The organism is Leclercia sp. 29361, from assembly GCF_011290365.1.
GTDB lineage: Bacteria > Pseudomonadota > Gammaproteobacteria > Enterobacterales > Enterobacteriaceae > Enterobacter > Enterobacter tamurae.
In genome coordinates this window covers 1,868,530-1,890,067 of record NZ_CP049786.1, presented here as the reverse complement: position 1 = coordinate 1,890,067, position 21,538 = coordinate 1,868,530, and the positions used below count along the sequence as shown (strand labels likewise).

19 protein-coding genes are annotated in these 21,538 nt (G+C 56.9%); 5 read left to right on the top strand and 14 right to left on the bottom strand.

Annotated elements, in window-relative coordinates; translation table 11 throughout:
* Positions 1 to 83: 83 nt before the first annotated feature.
* Genes cobB through lolC form a run of 5 tightly spaced genes read right to left on the bottom strand, consistent with a single transcriptional unit; the run spans position 84 to position 5,021 of the window.
* Positions 84 to 905 carry a Sir2 family NAD+-dependent deacetylase gene (gene cobB, locus G7090_RS08920; protein ID WP_106992763.1) on the bottom strand — a complete coding sequence of 274 codons (822 nt, stop codon included), beginning with the start codon at positions 903 to 905 and terminating at the stop codon, positions 84 to 86.
* 15 nt (positions 906 to 920) lie between these two features.
* Positions 921 to 1,832 carry an N-acetylglucosamine kinase gene (gene nagK, locus G7090_RS08915; RefSeq protein ID WP_166182163.1) on the bottom strand — a complete coding sequence of 304 codons (912 nt, stop codon included), beginning with the start codon at positions 1,830 to 1,832 and terminating at the stop codon, positions 921 to 923.
* Positions 1,833 to 1,883: 51 nt separating this feature from the next.
* Positions 1,884 to 3,128, bottom strand: a complete 1,245-nt coding sequence (lolE, locus tag G7090_RS08910; RefSeq protein WP_166182162.1) for a lipoprotein-releasing ABC transporter permease subunit LolE — start codon at positions 3,126 to 3,128, stop codon at positions 1,884 to 1,886.
* Entirely contained in the window at positions 3,128 to 3,829 is a 702-nt protein-coding gene (lolD, locus tag G7090_RS08905) for a lipoprotein-releasing ABC transporter ATP-binding protein LolD (protein WP_106992760.1), read from the bottom strand. Before lolD ends, lolE begins: the two co-directional genes overlap by 1 nt.
* On the bottom strand, positions 3,822 to 5,021 hold the full coding sequence (lolC, locus tag G7090_RS08900) for a lipoprotein-releasing ABC transporter permease subunit LolC (protein WP_166182161.1): 1,200 nt from the start codon (positions 5,019 to 5,021) through the stop codon (positions 3,822 to 3,824). The genes lolD and lolC overlap by 8 nt, the downstream gene beginning before the upstream one ends.
* Positions 5,022 to 5,293: 272 nt before the next feature.
* Here lolC and G7090_RS08895 point away from each other — a divergent pair, with 272 nt between their 5' ends.
* The 3 genes from G7090_RS08895 to G7090_RS08885 all read left to right on the top strand — a co-directional run bounded on the left by G7090_RS08895 (position 5,294) and on the right by G7090_RS08885 (position 11,038).
* Positions 5,294 to 6,367 carry an acyltransferase family protein gene (locus G7090_RS08895; protein WP_106992758.1) on the top strand — a complete coding sequence of 358 codons (1,074 nt, stop codon included), beginning with the start codon at positions 5,294 to 5,296 and terminating at the stop codon, positions 6,365 to 6,367.
* A 118-nt stretch (positions 6,368 to 6,485) separates the two neighbouring features.
* Entirely contained in the window at positions 6,486 to 9,932 is a 3,447-nt protein-coding gene (mfd, locus tag G7090_RS08890; protein ID WP_166182160.1) for a transcription-repair coupling factor, read from the top strand.
* A gap of 152 nt (positions 9,933 to 10,084) precedes the next feature.
* On the top strand, positions 10,085 to 11,038 hold the full coding sequence (locus G7090_RS08885) for a L,D-transpeptidase family protein (protein WP_166182159.1): 954 nt from the start codon (positions 10,085 to 10,087) through the stop codon (positions 11,036 to 11,038).
* 74 nt (positions 11,039 to 11,112) lie between these two features.
* Here the strand turns inward: G7090_RS08885 and bhsA are convergent, their stop codons facing one another.
* Positions 11,113 to 11,370 (bottom strand): multiple stress resistance protein BhsA, encoded by a 258-nt coding sequence (bhsA, locus tag G7090_RS08880; protein WP_166182158.1) that lies wholly within the window; start codon positions 11,368 to 11,370, stop codon positions 11,113 to 11,115.
* A gap of 240 nt (positions 11,371 to 11,610) precedes the next feature.
* On the opposite strand from bhsA, the gene G7090_RS08875 reads away from it, so the two are divergent.
* Positions 11,611 to 12,246: a TetR/AcrR family transcriptional regulator gene (locus tag G7090_RS08875; RefSeq protein ID WP_106992754.1), complete on the top strand. Its 636-nt coding sequence runs from the start codon at positions 11,611 to 11,613 to the stop codon at positions 12,244 to 12,246.
* A gap of 477 nt (positions 12,247 to 12,723) precedes the next feature.
* Here G7090_RS08875 and G7090_RS08870 read toward each other — a convergent pair whose 3' ends face one another.
* The 8 genes from G7090_RS08870 to hinT all read right to left on the bottom strand — a co-directional run bounded on the left by G7090_RS08870 (position 12,724) and on the right by hinT (position 18,811).
* The gene (locus G7090_RS08870) at positions 12,724 to 13,263 is read right to left on the bottom strand and encodes a glycine zipper 2TM domain-containing protein (RefSeq protein ID WP_106992753.1); all 540 of its coding nucleotides are present in this window, start codon (positions 13,261 to 13,263) and stop codon (positions 12,724 to 12,726) included.
* A 197-nt stretch (positions 13,264 to 13,460) separates the two neighbouring features.
* Positions 13,461 to 14,765 (bottom strand): NAD(P)/FAD-dependent oxidoreductase, encoded by a 1,305-nt coding sequence (locus tag G7090_RS08865; RefSeq protein WP_166182157.1) that lies wholly within the window; start codon positions 14,763 to 14,765, stop codon positions 13,461 to 13,463.
* Between the two features lie 233 nt (positions 14,766 to 14,998).
* The gene (ycfP, locus tag G7090_RS08860) at positions 14,999 to 15,541 is read right to left on the bottom strand and encodes an alpha/beta hydrolase YcfP (RefSeq protein WP_106992751.1); all 543 of its coding nucleotides are present in this window, start codon (positions 15,539 to 15,541) and stop codon (positions 14,999 to 15,001) included.
* A 34-nt stretch (positions 15,542 to 15,575) separates the two neighbouring features.
* Positions 15,576 to 16,601, bottom strand: a complete 1,026-nt coding sequence (gene nagZ, locus G7090_RS08855; RefSeq protein ID WP_166182156.1) for a beta-N-acetylhexosaminidase — start codon at positions 16,599 to 16,601, stop codon at positions 15,576 to 15,578.
* Positions 16,602 to 16,612: 11 nt separating this feature from the next.
* On the bottom strand, positions 16,613 to 17,437 hold the full coding sequence (gene thiK / locus G7090_RS08850; protein ID WP_166185164.1) for a thiamine kinase: 825 nt from the start codon (positions 17,435 to 17,437) through the stop codon (positions 16,613 to 16,615).
* Positions 17,418 to 18,065, bottom strand: coding sequence for a penicillin-binding protein activator LpoB (gene lpoB / locus G7090_RS08845; protein ID WP_106992748.1), 648 nt, complete (start codon positions 18,063 to 18,065; stop codon positions 17,418 to 17,420). The genes thiK and lpoB overlap by 20 nt, the downstream gene beginning before the upstream one ends.
* Positions 18,066 to 18,075: 10 nt before the next feature.
* Positions 18,076 to 18,450, bottom strand: a complete 375-nt coding sequence (locus G7090_RS08840) for a YcfL family protein (protein WP_106992747.1) — start codon at positions 18,448 to 18,450, stop codon at positions 18,076 to 18,078.
* 1 nt (position 18,451) lies between these two features.
* Complete coding sequence (gene hinT / locus G7090_RS08835; protein WP_146145498.1) at positions 18,452 to 18,811, bottom strand: purine nucleoside phosphoramidase; 360 nt, start codon at positions 18,809 to 18,811, stop codon at positions 18,452 to 18,454.
* A gap of 355 nt (positions 18,812 to 19,166) precedes the next feature.
* On the opposite strand from hinT, the gene fhuE reads away from it, so the two are divergent.
* A complete protein-coding gene (gene fhuE, locus G7090_RS08830; protein ID WP_166182155.1) occupies positions 19,167 to 21,353 on the top strand; it encodes a ferric-rhodotorulic acid/ferric-coprogen receptor FhuE in 2,187 nt (728 codons plus the stop codon).
* Positions 21,354 to 21,538: the final 185 nt, after the last annotated feature.

Genomic DNA, 21,538 nt, shown 5'->3' with positions numbered 1-21,538 from the left:
AACGCCCGGTGGCGCTTCGCTTACCGGGCCTACAACGGCGTATACCGTAGGCCGGGCAAACGCAGTGCCGCCCGGCGTTTTTTCTACAAACCTTTCAAAAGTTTATCCACAAACTCCGGCACCACTTCGCTCGCCAGTCCGTAGGTTTTCTCTTCAAACTCGCTGCCTACCTGGCTCGGCTCAAGGTTCAGTTCCACCGTGTGCGCCCCGTGCAGCTTCGCCTCGTGGACGAATCCCGCCGCCGGATAGACATGCCCGGAGGTGCCAATGGCGATAAACACATCCGCCATCGCCAGGGCGCTGTAGATCTCATCCATTCCCAGCGGCATTTCGCCGAACCAGACCACGTGCGGACGCAGCGGAGACGGGAACTGGCAGCAGTGGCATTTATCATCGAGAGTGACATCGCCCGGCCAGTTGAATACCTGCCCGCTGCCGGAACAGCGCACCTTCAGCAGTTCGCCGTGCATATGGATCACGTTCTTGTTGCCTGCGCGCTCGTGCAGGTTGTCAATGTTCTGGGTCACCAGCAGAAAACGATCCCCCAGCGCCTCTTCCAGCCTGGCCAGCGCCAGATGCGCCGCGTTAGGGGCGATCTCCGGCGACTGCAGCTGACGGCGACGGGCGTTGTAGAACTCCTGCACCAGCTGCGGATTCCGGGCGAAGCCTTCCGGCGTCGCCACATCTTCTACGCGATGCTCTTCCCACAACCCGTCGGTAGCGCGAAAGGTTCGAATGCCCGACTCGGCGGAGATCCCCGCCCCGGTCAGGACTAACACTCTTGGCTTTTCCATCAATTCTGGCAGCGCCCCATCCTGAAAGAAAATTCGCTGGCGTAAGCGTTCACGCAAGCGGCGTTTGTTTTTACGAAAACGGCTGAGTCGATGTGACCGGCGCGACAGCATAGTAACCTCGTATGACTAGCGGGTGAGATGGAGGAATGCGGCACCGCGCATCCCCCCGGCGTCGCCATGGCGTGCGCGCTCAATGCGCGGCACGCGGGCGACCGGCAACAGATGACGCGGCAACCGACCGGATAACCGCTCGGCGATGGCCGTAAAGTTCGATAATCCCCCGCCGATCACCAGCAGGTCAGGATCGACAATGGTCAGGATGTTGCCCAGACACACGGCAAGCAGATCGAGATAGCGTTCCACGTGCTCAATGGCCTGTTCATCACCCTGCTCCCACAGCGTAATGATTTCTGGCGCCTGTCGTTTTTGATGATAGAAGTGTTCATAAAGCCACGCAAATCCGCCGCCCGAGAGGTAATTCTCAATGCAGCCGTGCTGGCCGCAGCCGCAGCGAAGGAGCGGGAAATCGCGTCCGACCACCTCCAGGGCATCCACCGGCAGACGAATATGGCCGAACTCACCGGTGATATAGCTGCGCCCGGTAACCGGTTTGCCGTCAACAACGATCCCGCCACCGACGCCGGTGCCGAGGATCAACCCCATCACCAGCGGATACTGCTGGAACTCGTCATCCCAGGCTTCGGAGAGGGCAAAACAGTTGGCGTCGTTGTCGAGGCGCACGTCGCGTTCGAGGAGTCTGGTCAGGTCGGCGCGCAGCGGCTTACCGCTGGCGGCAGGGACGTTGGCGGCATACAGCGTGCCGTCGCCGGTTTCCGGCATCCCCGGAATGCCAATGCCCACCGAGCCCTTCACGCCGAAGCGTTCATCGGCCTGGGCCACCAGCGCGGCAATGGCGGTTAAGAATTCATCGTAGCTTTCGCGCGGAGTGGGAACCCGGGTTTCCCACTGCAATTTCAGGTTGGTATCAAATACGCCCAGCGCAATTTTGGTGCCGCCAATATCAAATCCATAATACATAACGCATTCCTCTGTTGATTTGGCGGCAAACACCGCTAAATCATGACGTAATTACTGGCCACTTAATACCCTCGCCGGGTCGATTCGGCTTGCGCGACGCGCCGGATACCAGCTTGCCAGCAGACTCAGTAAAAGTGCTGTAACCAGCACATAAAAAACGTCCAGCCAGTGTAATTCCGATGGCAGGAAGTCAATAAAATAGATATCGCCCGACAGGAACTGATGGCCAATAAGGGATTCGATGCCGTTGATAATCGGCGTCAGCTGTAGCGACACCACCACGCCGATGACCACGCCGCACAGGCTGCCAAACAGCCCTGCCAGCAGACCATACCAGACGAAAATGGCACGAATAAGACCGTCTTTTGCCCCGAGGGTACGCAGCACCGCGATGTCGCCGCTCTTGTCTTTTACCGCCATCACCAGGGTGGAGACGATGTTGAAGCAGGCCACGCCGATCACCAGCACCATCGCCAGATACATGATGGCGCGGATCATCTGAATATCACGGTACATATAGCCGTAGGTGCCGATCCAGCTCTTGATGTAGACATAGCTGTCGGTCACTTCCCCGGCATCGCGCACCAGCTTGTTGGCGTTAAAGACGTCGTTAACCTTAAGGGCGATCCCGCTAACGCTGCTGCCCATATCAAGATACTGACGCGCATCTTCCAGCGGCACCATGGCAAAGCTGTGATCCAGCTGACCACTGAGCTGCAGAATACCGGTCACGTGCAGACGCACGCGCTTCGGCTGCTGCAGCTTATGATCGGCGCTGGCGTTGGGGATCATGATCGACACCCAGTCGCCCTGCTTCACTTTCAGCGCATCGGCCACGCCCTTGCCGATAATGATCTGCTGATCCCCGGCTTTAAAGTTGGCCCAGGCATCCTTCTGAATAAACTGCGGCAGCGCGCTGAGTTTCTCTTCCTGACGGGGATTAACGCCTTTCACCTGGATGGCGCGCAGATTCGCCCCGCTCTCCACCAGCCCGGTAAAGTTGATGTAGGGCGCAGCGGCGGCAATGCCCGGCACCTTTTCCACTTTATTCAGCGCGTCGGTCCAGTTATTCCACGGCTGGTTCACCGGCTCAATTTCACCGTGCGGCACCACCGCCAGAATGCGGTTATTCAGCTCACGCTCAAAGCCGTTCATGGCGCTGAGGCCGACGATCAGCACCGCCACCCCCAGTGCAATACCGATGGTGGAGATAACAGAGATCAGCGACACCATGCCGCCGCGACGACGACCTCGGCTAAAACGCAGGCCGATGAGTAACGATAACGGTGAAGCCATCAATCCGCTCCCATCAGCGTCAGCTCGGTATTCAGGTGACCGTCACGCATCTCCAGTTGGCGGGACATGCGTTTCGCCAGTTGCAGGTCGTGGGTCACCACCAGAAACGCCGTGCCCTGAGAGGCGTTCAGCTCCCCGAGGAGCTGGAAGATGCTGTCGGCATTGCGCGCGTCGAGGTTACCGGTCGGTTCATCCGCCAGCACCAGGCGCGGGTTGTTGACCAGCGCACGGGCAATCGCCACACGCTGACGCTCGCCGCCGGAGAGTTCGGATGGGCGATGATTACCGCGATGGCCGAGACCCACCGCTTTCAGCATATCGCTGGCACGGGCGTTAATTTCAGCCGGTTTCTTTTTGCCGATCAGCAGCGGCATCGCCACGTTTTCCAGCGCCGTAAAGTCCGGCAGCAGGTGGTGGAACTGGTAGATAAAGCCCAGGGAGCGGTTACGCAGATCGGCCTTGGCGCTTGAGGACATCGAACTCAGCGGCGTGCCGGAGAAGATCACATCCCCGGAGGTCGGCGTATCCAGCCCGCCGAGCAGGTGCAGTAAGGTACTTTTCCCGGAGCCGGAGGTGCCGACAATAGCCATCATCTCCCCTTCCCCGACGCTGAAGCTGACATTGTGCAGGACGTCCGTCTGCACCGTGCCTTCCTGATAGCGTTTGCACAGGTTGTCGCATTGCAACAGGATCTTATTCATAACGTAAAGCCTCAGCGGGTTGGGTGGCGGCAGCGCGCCATGAAGGATAAAGCGTAGAGAGTAAGGCAATGACCATCGCCACCAGGGCGATACCCACCACCTGCAGCGGCTCAATGGCCACCGGCAGCGCCGCACCGTCAAGCAATGCGCCAATGATCGGCATCAGGTTGTTCAGCTGGCTGGCGAGCAAGGTGCCGAGCACCGCCCCGAGCAGCGCGCCGACAATCCCGGCGCTGGCGCCCTGGACCATAAACACTGCCATGATCTGCCGCGGCGTCAGGCCCTGGGTTTGCAGGATCGCCACTTCTCCCTGCTTCTCCATCACCATCAGGCCAAGGGAGGTAATAATATTAAACGCGGCGACCGCCACGATCAGACTTAGCAGCAGGCCCATCATGTTCTTTTCCATGCGCACGGCCTGGAACAGCTCGCCCTTACGTTCGCGCCAGTCCTGCCACTTCGTGCCTTCCGGCAGGGTTTGCTGGCTCAGGACATCCACCTTCAGCGGCTCGTTGAGCCACAGACGCCAGCCGGTGATATTGCCGAGCGGGTAGCGCATCAGGCGCGACGCGTCCTGGATATTGACCAGCATCTGGTAGCCGTCCACTTCGCTGTTGGCGGCAAAGGTGCCGATAACGTTAAACAGGCGCTGGCTTGGCAGACGCCCCATCGGGGTGAACTGGCTGGCGGAAGGGACCATCACCCGCAGCTGATCGCCGCGGTTAACGCCGAGCTGGCCGGCAAGCTGTTCGCCGAGGATCACGTTGTACTGACCGGGAGCCAGATCGCTTTGCTTGACGTTAACCAGGAATGGCGTGAGGGGATCCTTTTGTGCCGGGTCGATGCCGAGCATCACCCCAACCGCCACGCTGCGCGCGCTCTGCAGCACCACGTCACCGGAGGTGATCGGTGCCACGCGGCTCACGCCCTGCAGCTTAACAGCGCTTTCTGGCAGTTGCTGCGGATTGACCGACCCGTTGCTGGAGGAAAGAATGGCCTGAGGCATCAGCCCCAGAATGTTATTTTGCAACTCGCGCTCGAAGCCGTTCATGACGGAGAGAACCGTCACCAGCGCCATCACGCCTAGCGTGATGCCAATGGTTGAAAGCCAGGAGACAAAGCGACCGAAACGGTCCGCGGCGCGCCCACGCATATAACGTAAGCCTATGAATAGTGCGACAGGTTGGTACATGAAATCCGTCTGTTTGCTGGTAGCAGACCCACGAGTATATAAGCGAATCCGCTAAGGGTAAATGACTGATACCCGAAGCTTTGCTAATCAATTATCCGAAAAAACAGGTTAAATCAAGGCAGTACCCGCTGACTGACCCCTCCCTTCAATACCGCGTCCTTTGCAGTTTTTCTGAAAATCATCCGCTTACAGACTCTTACCCGTTACATCCTGTCAGCCGCTCAACACACTTACCCGCTCGATGACGTTAAAAACAGAGGACCCGGTAAGCGATGAAACAAAAAGCACTATGGATTAACCAGATAAAAGGGCTGTGCATCTGCCTGGTGGTGATCTACCACTCGGTGATCACCTTTTATCCCCACCTTGAGGCGCTGCACGCTCCGCTTTCGGTGCTGCTCGCTAAATGCTGGGTGACGTTCAATCTTTATCTCGCCCCCTTCCGCATGCCGGTGTTCTTCTTTATCTCGGGGTATCTGGTCCGGCGCTATATTGATGAGGTGGACTGGAAAACCTGCCTCGACAAACGGCTCTGGAGCATCATCTGGGTGCTGGCGCTGTGGGGCGTATTGCAGTGGCAGGCGCTAACCCACCTTAATGCCTGGCTGGCACCGGAGCGGGATCTGAATACCGCCTCGAACGCCGCCTATGCCGACTCGCTGACCGGCTTTATCACCGGGATGCTCACCGCCAGCACCAGCCTGTGGTATCTCTACGCCCTGGTGGTCTATTTCACTCTCTGCAAGCTGCTGAGCCGCTGGAAGCTGCCGCTCATCGGGCTGCTGGCCCTGGTCAGCATTGCGATCAACTTCCTGCCGCTGCCGTGGTGGGGAATGAACAGCGTGGTGCGCAATATGATCTATTACAGCCTCGGAGCCTGGTACGGGGTGCAGCTGATGGCGTGGATGCAGACCCGGGTATGGCGCCGGGACGCGCTGGCGGTGGCAGCGTTCGGGGTGGTCTCCGTCGTACTGTGGTTCGTCGGCGTTCCCCTGCCGCTGTCGCTGCTGTCGATTCTGCTGATCATGGCGCTGTTCTACCGCCTTGAGCAGCGTTTCACCGTGGGGCCTGACAACCTGCTGAACGTGGTGGGCTCGAACACCATTGCCATCTACACCACCCACCGCATCCTGATCGAAGGGGTCAGCCTGGTTATGATCCACCAGCTAAACAGCGGAACCTGGCCGGTGTGGGCAGAGCTGACCCTGGTGCTGATCTACCCGTTTGCCAGCCTGCTGGTCTGCACCCTGGTAGGACTGGGGGCGCGTAAACTCTCCACTGCGCTGACCGGGGATTTCTTCTTTACGCCGCCTGCCCGTCTGACCCCGGCTCAGGCCACGCGCTAGCGCCCCTGAAGGGGCTTTTCACGCTGTGTGCGGTTACGATTTGCTAATGTAAAACGATCAAGGATAATAAAGACATTGTGTATCAGTGATATGCCCAATAAGAGATCCTGACAAAGCCATGCCTGAACAATATCGTTTTTCCCTGCCCGGCAAAGCGGGCGACCAACGCCAGTTGGGTGAACTGACCGGGGCAGCCTGCGCCACGCTGGTTGCAGAGATCGCAGAGCGCCATCAGGGACCGGTGGTGCTGGTCGCGCCGGACATGCAAAACGCCCTGCGCCTGCATGATGAGATCCGCCAGTTTACCGATCAGCTGGTCACCAGTCTTGCCGACTGGGAGACCCTGCCCTACGACAGCTTCTCACCGCACCAGGAGATCATCTCCTCGCGCCTCTCCACGCTCTATCAGCTGCCCACCATGCAGCGCGGCGTGCTGATTGTGCCGGTGAATACCCTGATGCAGCGCGTCTGCCCGCACAGCTATCTGCACGGGCATGCGCTGGTGATGAAAAAGGGCCAGCGCCTGTCGCGGGATGCCCTGCGCGTCCAGCTCGACAGCGCCGGCTATCGCCATGTGGATCAGGTTATGGAGCACGGGGAGTACGCCACCCGCGGCGCCCTGCTGGATCTCTTCCCGATGGGCAGTGCGCTGCCGTACCGTCTCGATTTCTTCGATGACGAAATCGACAGCCTGCGCCTGTTTGACGCCGACACCCAGCGCACGCTGGAGGAAGTGGAGGCCATCAACCTGCTGCCGGCGCACGAGTTCCCGACCGACAAAACCGCCATTGAGCTGTTCCGCAGCCAGTGGCGCGATAAGTTTGAGGTTAAACGCGACGCGGAGCATATCTACCAGCAGGTGAGTAAAGGCACCCTGCCAACGGGGATCGAATACTGGCAGCCGCTGTTCTTCAGCGAGCCATTGCCTCCTCTGTTCAGCTACTTCCCGGCCAATACCCTGGTGCTCAACACCGGCGATCTGGAAGCCAGCGCTAACCGTTTTGAGAGTGAAACCCGGGCGCGGTTTGAGAACCGTGGCGTGGATCCGATGCGTCCCCTGCTGGAGCCTGAGCTGCTGTGGCTGCGCACCGACGAGCTGTTCAGCGAGCTGAAACGCTGGCCGCGGGTGCAGCTGAAAACTGACAACCTGCCGGACAAAGCTGCCAACACCAATCTGGCGTATCAGACGCTGCCGGACCTCGCGGTGCAGGCGCAGAATAAATCCCCGCTGGATAACCTGCGTAAGTTCCTCGAGGCCTTTACCGGGCCGGTGATCTTCTCGGTGGAAAGCGAAGGCCGCCGTGAGGCGCTGGGCGAGCTGCTCAGCCGCATCAAAGTGGCACCGAAGCGCATCCTGCGTCTGGATGAAGCCAGCGGTACCGGGCGCTATCTGATGATCGGCGCCGCCGAGCATGGCTTTATTGATACGATCAATAACCTGGCACTGATCTGCGAAAGCGATCTGCTGGGGGAGCGCGTGGCGCGCCGTCGTCAGGACAGCCGCCGCACCATCAACCCGGATACGCTGATCCGCAACCTGGCGGAGCTGCACCCCGGCCAGCCGATTGTCCATCTCGAGCATGGCGTGGGCCGTTACGCAGGGATGACTACCCTGGAAGCGGGCGGCATCAAGGGCGAATACCTGATGCTGATGTACGCCAACGACGCCAAACTCTACGTGCCGGTGTCGTCTCTGCACCTGATCAGCCGCTACGCGGGCGGGGCGGAAGAGAATGCGCCTTTGCATAAACTGGGCGGCGACGCCTGGGCGCGGGCGCGGCAGAAAGCGGCGGAAAAAGTACGCGACGTGGCGGCAGAGCTGCTGGACATCTACGCCCAGCGCGCGGCGAAGACCGGCTACGCCTTTAAACACGATAAAGAGCAGTACCAGCTGTTCTGCGACAGCTTCCCGTTTGAAACCACGCCGGATCAGGCTCAGGCGATCAATGCCGTGCTCAGCGACATGTGCCAGCCCCTGGCGATGGACCGACTGGTGTGCGGCGACGTGGGCTTCGGCAAAACCGAAGTGGCGATGCGCGCCACCTTCCTCGCGGTAGAGAATCACAAACAGGTGGCCGTACTGGTGCCCACCACTCTGTTGGCGCAGCAGCACTACGATAACTTCCGCGACCGCTTTGCCAACTGGCCGGTGCGCATTGAGATGCTGTCGCGTTTCCGCAGCGCCAAAGAACAGGCGCAGATCCTCGAGGAGGCCAGCGAGGGTAAAATCGACATTCTGATCGGCACCCACAAGCTGCTGCAGAGCGACGTTAAGTGGAAAGATCTGGGCCTGTTGATTGTCGACGAAGAGCACCGCTTTGGCGTGCGTCATAAGGAGCGGATTAAAGCGATGCGCGCCGATGTCGATATCCTGACCCTCACCGCCACGCCGATCCCACGCACGCTAAACATGGCGATGAGCGGCATGCGCGATCTGTCGATTATCGCTACTCCACCGGCCCGTCGTCTGGCGGTGAAAACCTTCGTGCGCGAATACGATAACCTGGTGGTGCGCGAGGCGATCCTGCGTGAAGTCCTGCGCGGCGGCCAGGTCTATTATCTCTACAACGATGTGGAGAATATCCAGAAAGCGGCCGACCGACTGGCGGAGCTGGTGCCGGAAGCACGCATCGCCATCGGGCATGGGCAGATGCGCGAGCGCGAGCTGGAGCGGGTGATGAACGACTTCCACCACCAGCGGTTTAACGTGCTGGTCTGCACCACGATCATCGAAACCGGGATCGATATTCCTACCGCCAATACCATCATTATTGAGCGGGCGGATCACTTTGGCCTGGCCCAGCTCCACCAGCTGCGCGGTCGCGTCGGGCGTTCACACCATCAGGCCTATGCCTGGCTGATGACTCCACACCCGAAAGCGATGACCACCGATGCGCAAAAACGTCTTGAAGCGATTGCCTCGCTGGAAGATCTGGGTGCCGGCTTTGCGCTGGCGACCCACGACCTCGAGATCCGCGGCGCGGGCGAGTTGCTCGGGGAAGATCAGAGCGGCTCGATGGAGACCATCGGTTTCCAGCTGTATATGGAGCTGCTGGAAAACGCCGTTGATGCCCTGAAGGCAGGCCGCGAGCCGTCGCTGGAAGATCTCACCAACCAGCAAACGGAGGTGGAACTGCGAATGCCTGCCCTGCTGCCGGATGACTTTATCCCGGATGTGAATACGCGTCTGTCGTTCTATAAACGCATTGCCAGCGCCAAAGATGAAGCCAGCCTCAACGAGATCAAGGTGGAGCTGATTGACCGCTTTGGTTTACTGCCGGATCCGGCGCGCAACCTGCTGGATATCGCCCGTTTACGCCAACAGGCGCAGAAGCTGGGGATCCGCAAGCTGGAAGGGAATGACAAAGGCGGCATGATTGAGTTTGCTGAGAAGAACCATGTCGATCCGATGTGGCTGATCGGCCTGTTGCAGAAACAGCCTCAGCACTATCGCCTGGACGGCCCGACGCGTCTGAAATTCACCCAGGACCTGGCGGAACGGAAAATCCGTATGGAGTGGGTGCGTAACTTTATGCGACAGCTGGAAGAGAACGCCGTCGCCTGACCCCTCCCGGGCGATCCTGCGATCGCCCGGCCTTATTTCCCGCGCAATTTACAACTCTTTGCAATCCGCCTGGATTTCCCGACACGACTATTCGTCATAATTATCGATTAACTTTCAGATAACAATAATCTTTATTGCTATGGATTCTGGTGATGATGACGACTTCGCGTTTTACCCGTTGGATATCGATGGTTGCGCTGCTCTCGACCCTGGCGCTTGCTCTGCCTGCGCAGGCCAATACCTGGCCCCTACCCCCGGCGGGAAGCCGGTTGGTGGGCGAAAACCGCTTTCATGTGGTGGAAAATGACGGCGGCTCGCTGGAAGCGATTGCCAAAAAATATAACGTCGGCTTTCTGGCGCTGCTGCAGGCTAACCCCGGCGTGGATCCCTATGTACCCCGCGCGGGCAGCGTGCTGACCATTCCGCTGCAGACCCTGCTTCCCGATGCGCCGCGGGAAGGACTTGTGATTAACCTCGCCGAGCTGCGTCTCTACTACTACCCGCCGGGTAAAAATGAGGTCACGGTCTACCCCATCGGCATTGGCCAACTGGGGGGCGATACGCTGACGCCAACCATGGTGACCACGGTGTCGGACAAACGCGCTAACCCCACCTGGACCCCGACTGCCAATATCCGCGCCCGCTATAAAGCCCAGGGCATTGAACTGCCTGCGGTAGTGCCTGCAGGGCCGGAAAACCCGATGGGGCATCATGCGATCCGCCTTGCGGCCTATGGTGGCGTTTATCTCCTGCATGGCACCAACGCCGATTTTGGCATTGGCATGCGCGTCAGCTCCGGCTGTATTCGCCTGCGTGACAATGACATCGAGACGCTGTTCCGCGTTATTCAGCCCGGCACCAAAGTGAATATCATGAATACGCCGATCAAGGTGTCGGAAGAGCCCGGCGGCGTGCGGCTGGTGGAGGTACATCAACCTCTGTCAAAGCAGCTGAATGACGATCCGCAGACCTTACCGATTGTGTTGAATGGTGCCCAGCAGGGCTTTAAAGCCAGCGCAGACGAAACGGTGATGGAGCGTGCGATGGAAGCCCGCTCGGGAATGCCGGTGGATGTTACCCGCCATTCGGAGGTTCAGGCTCTGTAAGCCTTAGAGATAAAAAAAGCTCTGCAATCGCAGAGCTTTTTTTCGCAGTGGCATTAATGAGGGTTAAGCCATGCTTATTTGTAGATCACCGCAGTACCGTGCAGGGTGTTCGGGCCGGTAACAGAGGTGATACGGTAAGATTTAGCACCCATCTCTTCCGCTTTTTGCGCTAACTGGCTTTCCAGAGAGCTAAGGTTAGTCCCACCATTCGCGGAAATCGTACCCACTTTTTGTTGATCGGCAGGGGTAGACTGAACCTGTACAGCGGCGAAGCTGGCAAACGAGAGTGAGCTTAGTACGGCAGCGGCGATCAGTGTTTTTACGTTTTTCATGATAAGAACCTTATGCAAGTGATAGGATGTCGTAAGCATTAACTTAACGATCGATAACTAAATGATAAATGTGATCTGCATCACGGTCAAATTCTTTTTATAACGATCGTTAAAATAAATTTAAAATCGTTAAAATTCATATTGATATAATGAAATTAATTTTATGAATTCAGCGCTGGCTGCAAAGAGGGATTATTTTTATAATGGTCGTTCAACAAACCAACAGAGGTACAACGGCTCATGACAACCGATGACACGCGTTGCGCAAAGAAAAGCCGTGGCCGACCAAAAGTGTTCGACAGGGAAGCGGCGCTGGATAAGGCCATGACGCTGTTCTGGCAGCATGGGTATGAAGCCACATCGCTGGCCGACCTGGTCGCAGCGACCGGGGCTAAAGCGCCTACGCTGTATGCAGAATTTACCAATAAAGAGGGGCTGTTCCGCGCGGTGCTGGATCGTTATATCAGCCGTTTCGCCGCCCGCCATGAAGCGCAGCTGTTCTGCGAAGAGAAGCGTGTCGAAGATGCGCTGGAAGACTACTTCACCGCGGTGGCGACCTGCTTTACCAGCAAAGAGACGCCCGCAGGCTGCTTTATGATTAACACGTCAGCCACGCTGGCGGCGTCATCAGAAGAGATTGCCCACACGGTTAAATCGCGCCATGCGATGCAGGAGGAGACGCTGTGCCGGTTCCTCGAACAGCGCCAGCAGCGCGGTGAGATCCCCGTACACTGCGATCCGCAAAAACTGGCCCAGTACCTGAGCTGCATTTTGCAGGGAATGTCGATCAGCGCCCGGGAAGGTGCCAGCCTGGAAAAACTGCAGACCATCACGCAGATCACCCTTCGCCTGTGGCCTGAACTCCTGAAAGCTTGATCCGCAGGGCGGTTTTCCGCCCTGCCCCCCCACTTTCAGACAAATCTGCTTAAAGATAGGTAAAATCTATCACCGCATCTCTGCCGCTTGCTATCCTTAACGGGTGATTATTGATGTGCTAATGGTTAGGCGCATAGGTCATAACGGAGCTGTTCTGGCTATTCACATTCAGAAGGAGAATAAAAATGATTTTGCTATTACCATTTTTCAAGGTGTTAATGGTGATCACATTGTTATTCGGTCTCTGGGTCTTATGTGGTGGGTCAGTTTTATTTGCTTTCTTGTCTGTCCTGATAACAGGATTTTTATTACTGAGACAATATAACGAGTTTGACCTGTAACCCCTGTAGCCCAGTCACTACCCCGGAAAGACCTTATTCCTGCCGTGAGTCGCGCGGCTGCTAAGGTCTTTTTTATGCGCAAAAAAAGCTCCCCAGCCTGAGCGAATGGGGAGCTAAACGCAGAGAACAGATTTTTTTATGCTTTGTTATTCAGTACCAGCTGACCATCACTGTTAAGGGGGATTTGCGTGCCGGGATCTTTATCCATACGGATCTTGCCCTGCTGATCGCCAATTTTGTACGTCACATCGTAGCCGAGCATTTTTTCTGACTTGTCATACACCGTTTTACAACGCTGCTGCGTCGAGGTGTAGGTGTCGCGCTCCTGCAGTGCGCCCTGCGCCTGATTGCCGGCATAACCACCGCCCAGCGCGCCCACCACCGTGGCGACATCTTTGCCGCGTCCGCCACCAAACTGATGACCAATCACGCCGCCCGCTACCGCACCCAGTACGGAACCGGCGATGCGGTTTTCATCCTGCACCGGACGACGGTGCGTCACGGTCACGTTCCGGCACTCCTGACGGGGTGTTTTAACCGTCTCTTTAATCGGTGTTGCCGAAACGACCTGCGCATACTGTGGGCCACGTTCAAAGACATTGAGACTGGCAACTGCCGCCACGCCTAACGCGGCAGCCACGCCAATCCCTATACCTGCCACCATGGATTTATTCATGGGACAACCTCCTTTTTATTGCTATTGGTAACAATTCTGCAACCAAAGCAGGTCGTTAGCAAATCAGATAAGGGAGTAAAAATGTGGGAAGAAGCGGGAAAACGGCCTGATTAGGAGAACTCTTAGGCTTCTGAGGGGGAATTAGCAGTGTGATATGCTGAAAAAGCCCCTCCGGCGAGTGCGGAGGGGCTAGGGTCTTAGTGCAGCTTAAGGCGTGGTCGGATCACGCGGTTGATGCTGCCAACCAGCATCATCAGCCCGGTTTTGAAGTAACCGTGCAGCGCAACCTGGTGCATACGGTACAGCGAGATATAGACGAAGCGCGCGATACGCCCTTCTACCATCATCGAGCCGCGCATCAGGTTGCCCATCAGGCTACCGACGGTGGAGAAGTTAGAGAGCGACACCAGGGAACCGTGGTCTTTGTAGACGTAGTTCTTCAGGGTTTTGCCTTTCGCCTGCGCCAGAATATTATGCAGCGCCAGGCTGGCCATCTGGTGAGCGGCCTGGGCGCGCGGTGGTACAAACCCGCCTTCCGGACGCGCGCAGGAGGCGCAGTCACCGATAGCGTAAATGTCCGGATCGCGGGTGGTTTGCAGCGTCGGCTCAACCACCAGCTGGTTAATGCGGTTGGTTTCCAGACCGCCAATCTCTTTCATGAAATCAGGTGCCTTGATGCCCGCGGCCCAGACCATCAGATCGGCTTTGATGTGTTCGCCATCTTTGGTATGCAGGCCCTGCTCATCGGCGCTGGTGACCATGGTCTGGGTCAGAACGCGTACGCCCATCTTGGTCAGCTCGCTGTGAGCAGCGCCGGAGATGCGCGGCGGCAATGCAGGCAGAATACGTTCACCCGCTTCCACCAGCGTCACGTTCAGCGCGTCGTTGGTCAACCCTTTGTAGCCGTAGCTGTGCAGCTGTTTGACCGCGTTATGCAGCTCCGCAGAGAGCTCCACCCCGGTAGCCCCGCCGCCAACGATGGCGATGTTCACCTTGCCGTTTGCGCCAAGGTTATTGGAGTATTTCAGGAACAGGTTGAGCATCTCCTGATGGAAACGACGCGCCTGGTGTGGGTTATCGAGGAAGATGCAGTGCTCTTTCACGCCCGGGGTGTTGAAGTCGTTAGAGGTACTGCCCAGCGCCATCACCAGCGTGTCATACGCCAGCTTGCGCTCCGGCACCAGCAGCTCGCCCTTCTCATCGCGCAGCTCAGCCAGGGTAATGGTTTTGCTTTCACGGTTGATATCCATCACCGAGCCCAGCTGGAACTGGAAGCCGTGGTTGCGTGCATGCGCCAGATAGCTCAGCGCGTCAACGCCCTCATCCAGTGAACCGGTAGCCACTTCGTGCAGCAGCGGTTTCCACAGGTGGCTGTGGTTGCGATCGACCAGCGTAACCTTGGCTTTTTTACCGCGTCCAAGCTTCTTACCTAACTGCGTAGCCAGTTCCAGACCGCCAGCACCACCACCCACAATCACTATCTTTTTCAATGGCGTAGTCAACGTGACCCCCTAAATTATTAACCAATTGTTAACTAAAAGTTATGAAAATAACCTTTAGTTAACAACAAGTTACATCAATGAAACCATTCAACTGTCATGAGAATAACATGTTCGGTGCATTGGTCATACCAAAATTGATGTGCATCAAGTTTTGCCGCTTAAAATTCACTCAAGCTTAGCAAAAAGAGAGCCCGGCTCACGTTACGTGGCCGGGCTTGAGGTGAAATCAGGAATTAACCTAAGGTCTTGAACGCTTTGATGCGCTGCAGATGGGGGGCTATATTCTTGAACTTATGCGTCTGCTCTTCATCCCAGACAATTTCGTAGTAAGGGTGCAGCAGTTCCGCGGCACGTGGGCTATTCAGCGCCTCATCGTTGCGGGAGAGGATCACCAGACAGCGATCGCGGTTCTTCTCGCGAAAGTTGCTGACACACTTGGTGGCGATATCGACATACTCTTCCGGCCTGTCGATCTTGCCTTCCATGTTCTCGTTCGGGAACAGGTTTGGATTGAACACCACCTGGCGAATATCACACAAGAACCCAATCCGCTCCGCCCAGTATCCTCCCAGGCCGACGCCGCAGATCAACGGACGCTCGTCGATATTCAGCTGCAACATTTTGTCCACTTCCTTCAGCAGATGTTGCATATCATGCTTCGGATGACGCGTGCTGTAGCTAATCAGCCGCACATCCGGGTCGATAAACTGCAACTGCAGGACCTTCTCGTGATTACCGGGACTGTTCGAATCAAAACCGTGCAAATAGATGATCATCGTATCCTCGCCACACTACGCTTGCCAGGAGGGGTTATTGCCCCGCTTTATGCGCTTGCCAGCGCTCATGAAGCGCCTCAAGCTGCGCATTCACCGATTTCCAGCGTGCTGTATCCCGCAACTCCTGACGGCTAAAAGAACCTTTATGATACAATTGTGTAACACGTTCAGCCTTGATCGGCGACAGGTTATCTAACACGCTCACGGCGCCTTTACGATTATTGCAGACCAGGATCATATCGCAACCCGCATCCAGCGACGCCTGACCGCGTTCCGCATAGCTGCCCATGATCGCCGCCCCTTCCATGGACAAATCGTCAGAAAAAATCACGCCGTTGAAGCCCAGCTCCTGACGCAGGACGGTTTTCAGCCAGTGCGGTGAACCGCTGGCCGGACGCGGATCAACATCGGTGTAGATCACATGCGCAGGCATGATGGCATCGAGCTTGTTGTCGGTAATGAGCGATTTGAAAATCGACATATCCCGGGCGCGGATCTCCGCCTCTGGGCGCGGGTCGCGCGGGGTCTCTTTATGAGAATCCGCCGTAACGGCACCATGACCCGGGAAGTGTTTGCCGGTGGTTTTCATACCAGCCTCGTGCATCCCGTCGATAAAGCGGGTGGCGACCTGCAACGCTTTCTGCGGCTCCTCGTGGTAAGCACGCTCCCCGATGGCGGCGCTGATATGGCCCACATCCAGTACCGGGGCAAAGCTGATATCAATATCCATGGCGATCATCTCGCTGGCCATCAGCCAGCCGGCCTCCTGCGCCAGTTTGCCGCCCTCTTCCAGGCCTAGCAACGCTGCAAAGGACTGGGCTGCGGGCAGACGGGTAAACCCGTCGCGAAAACGCTGTACGCGGCCTCCTTCCTGATCCACCGCCACCACCAGACGGTGATGAGAAGCCTCGCGGATCTGGCGTACCAGCTCCCGCAGCTGCGCCGGATCGTGATAATTGCGCGTAAACAGGATCAGGCCACCCACCAGCGGATGCGCCAGAATCTCGCGCTCCTCCGCATCCAGCTCATAACCTTCCACATCCAACATGACCGGACCCACACGAACCTCTCTTATTCTGTCGTTTCAAGCTGGCGCCAGATCTCATCGGCCAGCGTAATAAATTGTTTATCTTGTGATTGTTGCCAGCGCAGCTCAAACCAGCCTGCCATCAGCATCAGCACCCAGGGGCGCCAGCGATTCACCTGGCGTTGCAGCCGGGAGAGATCAAGCCGCGCGATCTCGCTGTAGGCGGCGAGCAGCTGCTGACGCTGGGCGTCACTCTCTGTCCAGACGCTGGCCAGCTCCAGGGCAACGTCGCCGTCTCCGGCATATTCCCAGTCCAGCAGCCGACAGCCGGTGGCCGTATGCACGATATTACCTGCATGAACGTCCATATGCAGCGGTGCCAGTCGCAGCGGTCGCGGCTCACCCCGTTTACGCAGCCGCTTATGCCATCGTAGCCATAACGGCGTACGTCGAGACGGCGAGGCCTGCAGCCAGTACTGCTCCATTAGCGGGGCCAGAGTGATTCGCCATCCGAATCGGCGCTGTTGATGCAGATGATACAGCATCGCAGCCAACGGGGATGCGGCGGGCAACCTGGTTTTGATCTCACCGGTCAGATAATCGACCGCAATCCAGCCAGGGCTGTAAAAGCGCGGCTGGGGGGCAATGTCGGCGGGAAGATAGCGGAGCGCATGGTACTGGCGGCGGAAATGGGCTGGCGTGGCCAGCGCGGCATGATACTGACGCAGCACCAGGCGTTGTCCGGCGTGCTCAATAATGCAACTCGCGCCGCTCAACCCGGCGTGGGTCTGCGGCGCGAAAAGGCGATACTGCGGGAAAAAGCGCGACAGCAGTGTGTCGCGCGTCAGATTACTGTTGCTGAACTGCACCTTTACCCGACCAGATAATTTCACCTGTCTGAACCAGCATCAGCTGCATCTGCAGCGCTGGCGAGTTGACGTTGCCGGTCGCGCTTGAGTAGAGGACATATTGCGCCCCTACGTTGCGGGCAATGCCGATGGCTTTACTGCGCGAGCCCAGGCTGTCCTGCGGAGAAAGGCCTAACTGCTGCTTGGCCACCGCCAGCTGCTGCGCGGACACCAGGGTAAACTTGCCGTTGTTCGCCAGCGCATTGCGCAGCGTTTCGGTGGCTTCCCCGGCATTCAGGCTGCCGTTGGTACGGTTGTTGACGCTGTCCACCAGCAGCACGCTGCCAGCGTTGACGCCCTGGGCCTGCAACATCTTACCGACCATCGGCTGCATCGCCCCGTTCCAGTCGTAATGACGCTCACGCGGTGCAGGCTGAGCGGGTTCCTGATGCTCGATCGGGCCTGGTTGCTCAGGGACGGACGGCACGGTAGGTACGGTTGGCACAGGCTGGGTCGGTTGAACCGGCTGCTCAACGCCCGGTTTCACCTCTTCTACCGGTGCAGGTGGTTGCTCAGTGCGGCTAATACAGCCCGACAGGAACAGTGCAAAAGCCGTGACAAGCGTGTAACGACTGATGTTTTTAATCAAAATTCACCCCTTAGAGATATAGATAAAGTCTGACCTTATGCGCGCCAAGATAGTTTGCGCTGCCGTAAAGTTTGACCGACGAATTCGCCGGGATTGTCACGCTGCGCGGTGCCTCAAGTGGATGCATTTCCAGGCCACGGGCGTCATACCAGAAAAAACGGTAATGGACGGTAATCGCCTCATCTCTTTCATTGAACAGCACAGAGGAAGCGGATGGTTGAATTTCACTGATCGTTAGCGAAGGCTTGTCGGCAGTAATTCCTGCCGCCAGCACTGATGATTCCATTACCAGCGTTTGCTCATCATTGACGGGGATCGCTGGCTGAGATTTACATCCCACAAGAGCCATCACCATGAACAGCATCGCAATCCGTCCTGCAGGCATGTTAAAGACCTTTATGCGCCAGCATCGGTCCCAGCGGGCGACCGCCGAGCAGATGCATATGAATATGATAAACTTCCTGACCACCGTGGCGGTTGCAGTTCATGATCAAACGATAACCGTCTTCTGCCACGCCTTCCTGCTCAGCAATTTTCGCGGCTACTGTCAGCATACGGCCTAAAGCCAGTTCATGCTCAGTTTTCACGTCATTTACCGTCGGAATCAGAATATTAGGAATAATGAGGATGTGGGTGGGTGCCTGGGGAGAAATATCGCGAAAAGCGGTAACCAGTTCATCCTGATAGACGATATCCGCCGGGATCTCGCGACGGATAATTTTACTGAAAATGGTTTCTTCAGCCATGAGATTTTCCTTGTTCATTTAATCTGGCGACGTGCCCGGAGACAACACCCTCGGCGCAGGCGCAATATTATGTGACACGACTCAAGAGTATGAGCGACTTTCTCTAATCCTTTCAACCTTATCCCTCGAATTCTTTCCTTATAGCGCAATTTATACGCTGCTGCTCGTCGCGCCCTCCCCTTAAATCTTAAAACATAATTTCAGATACGCCTGAAACGTCTGTTTACAGGTTTAATCACAATGCGTATATTTCGCATTTGCATTTACATGCGCATTTTATACATAGAAAACGACCTCAGACTGTGCTTACGGATCTGGGGCATCACATTCACACTTCACTCAGAAAGGTTTGTTGATGTCTTTCATGAATTATACCAGGGACGGGCAACGCCAGCCTGTCGCTAAACCCTCGCTGCTGGCAGCCTGTATTGCTTTCGCGTTGACTCCTGTCGCCAGTTTTGCCGCGCCGGCTGAAGAGACCGTTATTGTTGACGGTTCCACGCCGTCGGGTACCGCTGACGAAAGCCAGGACTACAGCGTAAAAACCACCACCGTGGGCACCAAAATGCAGATGGTGCAGCGTGATATTCCGCAGTCGGTCACGATCGTCAGCGAACAACGCATGGAAGACCAACAGCTGCAGACCCTGGGCGACGTGATGGATAACACGATGGGGATCAGCAAAAGCACCACGGACTCCGATCGCAGCAACTTTTACTCCCGTGGGTTCGAAATCGACAACTACATGGTTGACGGCATCCCGACCTATTTCGAATCACGCTGGAATCTGGGTGATTCTCAGTCTGACACCGCACTGTTTGAGCGGGTGGAAGTGGTACGCGGCGCCAACGGTCTGATGACCGGCACAGGCAACCCATCCGCAGCCATCAATATGGTGCGTAAGCATGCCACCAGCCGCGAATTCAAAGCCAATCTGTCGGCAGAATATGGCAGATGGAACAAACAACGTTACGTCATGGATATGCAAAGCCCGCTGACGGAAGATGGCAATCTGCGCAGCCGCATCGTGGCGGGTTATCAGGATAGCGACTCCTGGCTCGATAACTACAATCAGAAGCGCACCTTCTTCTCCGGTATTCTGGACGCCGACCTGGGCACCAGCACCTCGCTGTCCGCTGGTTACGAATATCAGCGTATCGACATCAATAACCAGACCTGGGGTGGTTTGCCGCGCTGGAACACCGATGGCAGCACCAAACATTACGATCGTGCGCACAGCACGTCTCCAGACTGGGCTTACAACGACAAAGAGTTCAATAAGGTCTTCTTCACCCTGAAGCAGCGCTTTGCCGACGACTGGCAGGCCACTCTGAATGCGACCCATACTGAAGCGAAATTCGACAGCAAAGCGATGTATATCGATGCCTTTGTGAATAAGAGCACCGGCATGCTGGAAGGCCCTTATTCGAACTATGGTGCAGGCTTTGATTACATTGGCGGCACCGGCTGGAACAGCGGCAAACGTAAAGTCGATGCGGTAGACCTGTTTGCTGATGGGGGTTACGAGCTGCTGGGCCGCCAGCACACCATGATGATTGGCGGCAGCTTCAGTCGTCAGACCAACCGTTACACCAACTCATGGGCTAACGTCTACCCGGATGAGTTCGGTAGCTTCTACGACTATAACGGTTACTTCCCGGAAACCAACTGGGGATCGCAGTCGCTGGCTCAGGATGACACCACCAATATGAAATCGCTGTACGCCGCGACGCGCATTTCACTGGCCGATCCTTTGCATTTGATCCTTGGCGCCCGTTATACCAACTGGAGCGTTGACACCCTGACCAATGACATGGAGAAAAACCACACCACGCCTTATGCGGGTCTGGTTTACGACATCAATGACAACTGGTCTGCCTACGCCAGCTATACCTCAATCTTCCAGCCGCAGAACTACCGCGACAGCTCGGGAAAATATCTTGATCCGATCACCGGGAATAACTACGAAGCGGGTCTGAAATCCGACTGGATGAACAGCCGTCTGACCACCACGCTGTCCGTGTTCCGCATTGAGCAGGATAATCTGGGACAAAGCACCGGCCGGACCATTCAGGGCTCCACGGATGTGGCTTACGAGAGCGTAGACGGTACCGTGAGTAAAGGCGTTGAGTTTGAAATCAACGGCGCGCTGACGGATAACTGGCAGATGACCTTTGGTGCAACGCGTTATGTTGCGGAAGATAACAACGGCAAGGCGGTAAACCCGCAGCTGCCGCGCACTACCGTAAAACTGTTTACCAGCTACCGTCTGCCGGCAATGCCTGAGCTGACCGTTGGCGGTGGGGTTAACTGGCAGAACAGCGTCTACACCTACCAGGACACGCCTTACGGTACCTGGCGTGCATCGCAGGGCAGCTACGCGCTGGTGGATCTCTTCACTCGTTACCAGGTCACGAAGAACTTCTCCCTGCAGGGTAATCTGAATAACCTCTTCGATAAGACCTACGACACCAACGTTGAAGGCGAAATTGTGTATGGCGAACCGCGTAACGTGAGCCTGACCGCAAGCTATCAGTTCTGATAAATCATCAGACGTCTAAGGGAGCCAAATGGCTCCCTTTTTTGTGCCGGGTGGCGCTACGCTTACCCGGCCTACGGTCGGAGCTTTTGTAGGCCGGGTAAGGCGCAGCCGCCACCCGGCATTTCCCCAACCACAGGCAATAAAAAAGGCAGCCATTCGGCTGCCTTAGTCTCCCCAGGTCACAA

Bases quoted from the DNA above. Each gene is read 5' to 3' on its own strand.
- ycfP (WP_106992751.1), bottom strand. From the start codon at position 15,541: ATGATCATCTATTTGCACGGTTTTGATTCGAACAGTCCCGGTAATCAC.
- hinT (WP_146145498.1), bottom strand. From the start codon at position 18,811: ATGGCTGAAGAAACCATTTTCAGTAAAATTATCCGTCGCGAGATCCCG.
- lolD (WP_106992760.1), bottom strand. From the start codon at position 3,829: ATGAATAAGATCCTGTTGCAATGCGACAACCTGTGCAAACGCTATCAG.
- bhsA (WP_166182158.1), bottom strand. From the start codon at position 11,370: ATGAAAAACGTAAAAACACTGATCGCCGCTGCCGTACTAAGCTCACTC.
- G7090_RS08870 (WP_106992753.1), bottom strand. From the start codon at position 13,263: ATGAATAAATCCATGGTGGCAGGTATAGGGATTGGCGTGGCTGCCGCG.
- G7090_RS08840 (WP_106992747.1), bottom strand. From the start codon at position 18,450: ATGCCTGCAGGACGGATTGCGATGCTGTTCATGGTGATGGCTCTTGTG.
- G7090_RS08895 (WP_106992758.1), top strand. From the start codon at position 5,294: ATGAAACAAAAAGCACTATGGATTAACCAGATAAAAGGGCTGTGCATC.
- cobB (WP_106992763.1), bottom strand. From the start codon at position 905: ATGCTGTCGCGCCGGTCACATCGACTCAGCCGTTTTCGTAAAAACAAA.
- lolC (WP_166182161.1), bottom strand. From the start codon at position 5,021: ATGTACCAACCTGTCGCACTATTCATAGGCTTACGTTATATGCGTGGG.
- nagK (WP_166182163.1), bottom strand. From the start codon at position 1,832: ATGTATTATGGATTTGATATTGGCGGCACCAAAATTGCGCTGGGCGTA.
- mfd (WP_166182160.1), top strand. From the start codon at position 6,486: ATGCCTGAACAATATCGTTTTTCCCTGCCCGGCAAAGCGGGCGACCAA.
- G7090_RS08875 (WP_106992754.1), top strand. From the start codon at position 11,611: ATGACAACCGATGACACGCGTTGCGCAAAGAAAAGCCGTGGCCGACCA.
- fhuE (WP_166182155.1), top strand. From the start codon at position 19,167: ATGTCTTTCATGAATTATACCAGGGACGGGCAACGCCAGCCTGTCGCT.
- G7090_RS08885 (WP_166182159.1), top strand. From the start codon at position 10,085: ATGATGACGACTTCGCGTTTTACCCGTTGGATATCGATGGTTGCGCTG.
- lolE (WP_166182162.1), bottom strand. From the start codon at position 3,128: ATGGCTTCACCGTTATCGTTACTCATCGGCCTGCGTTTTAGCCGAGGT.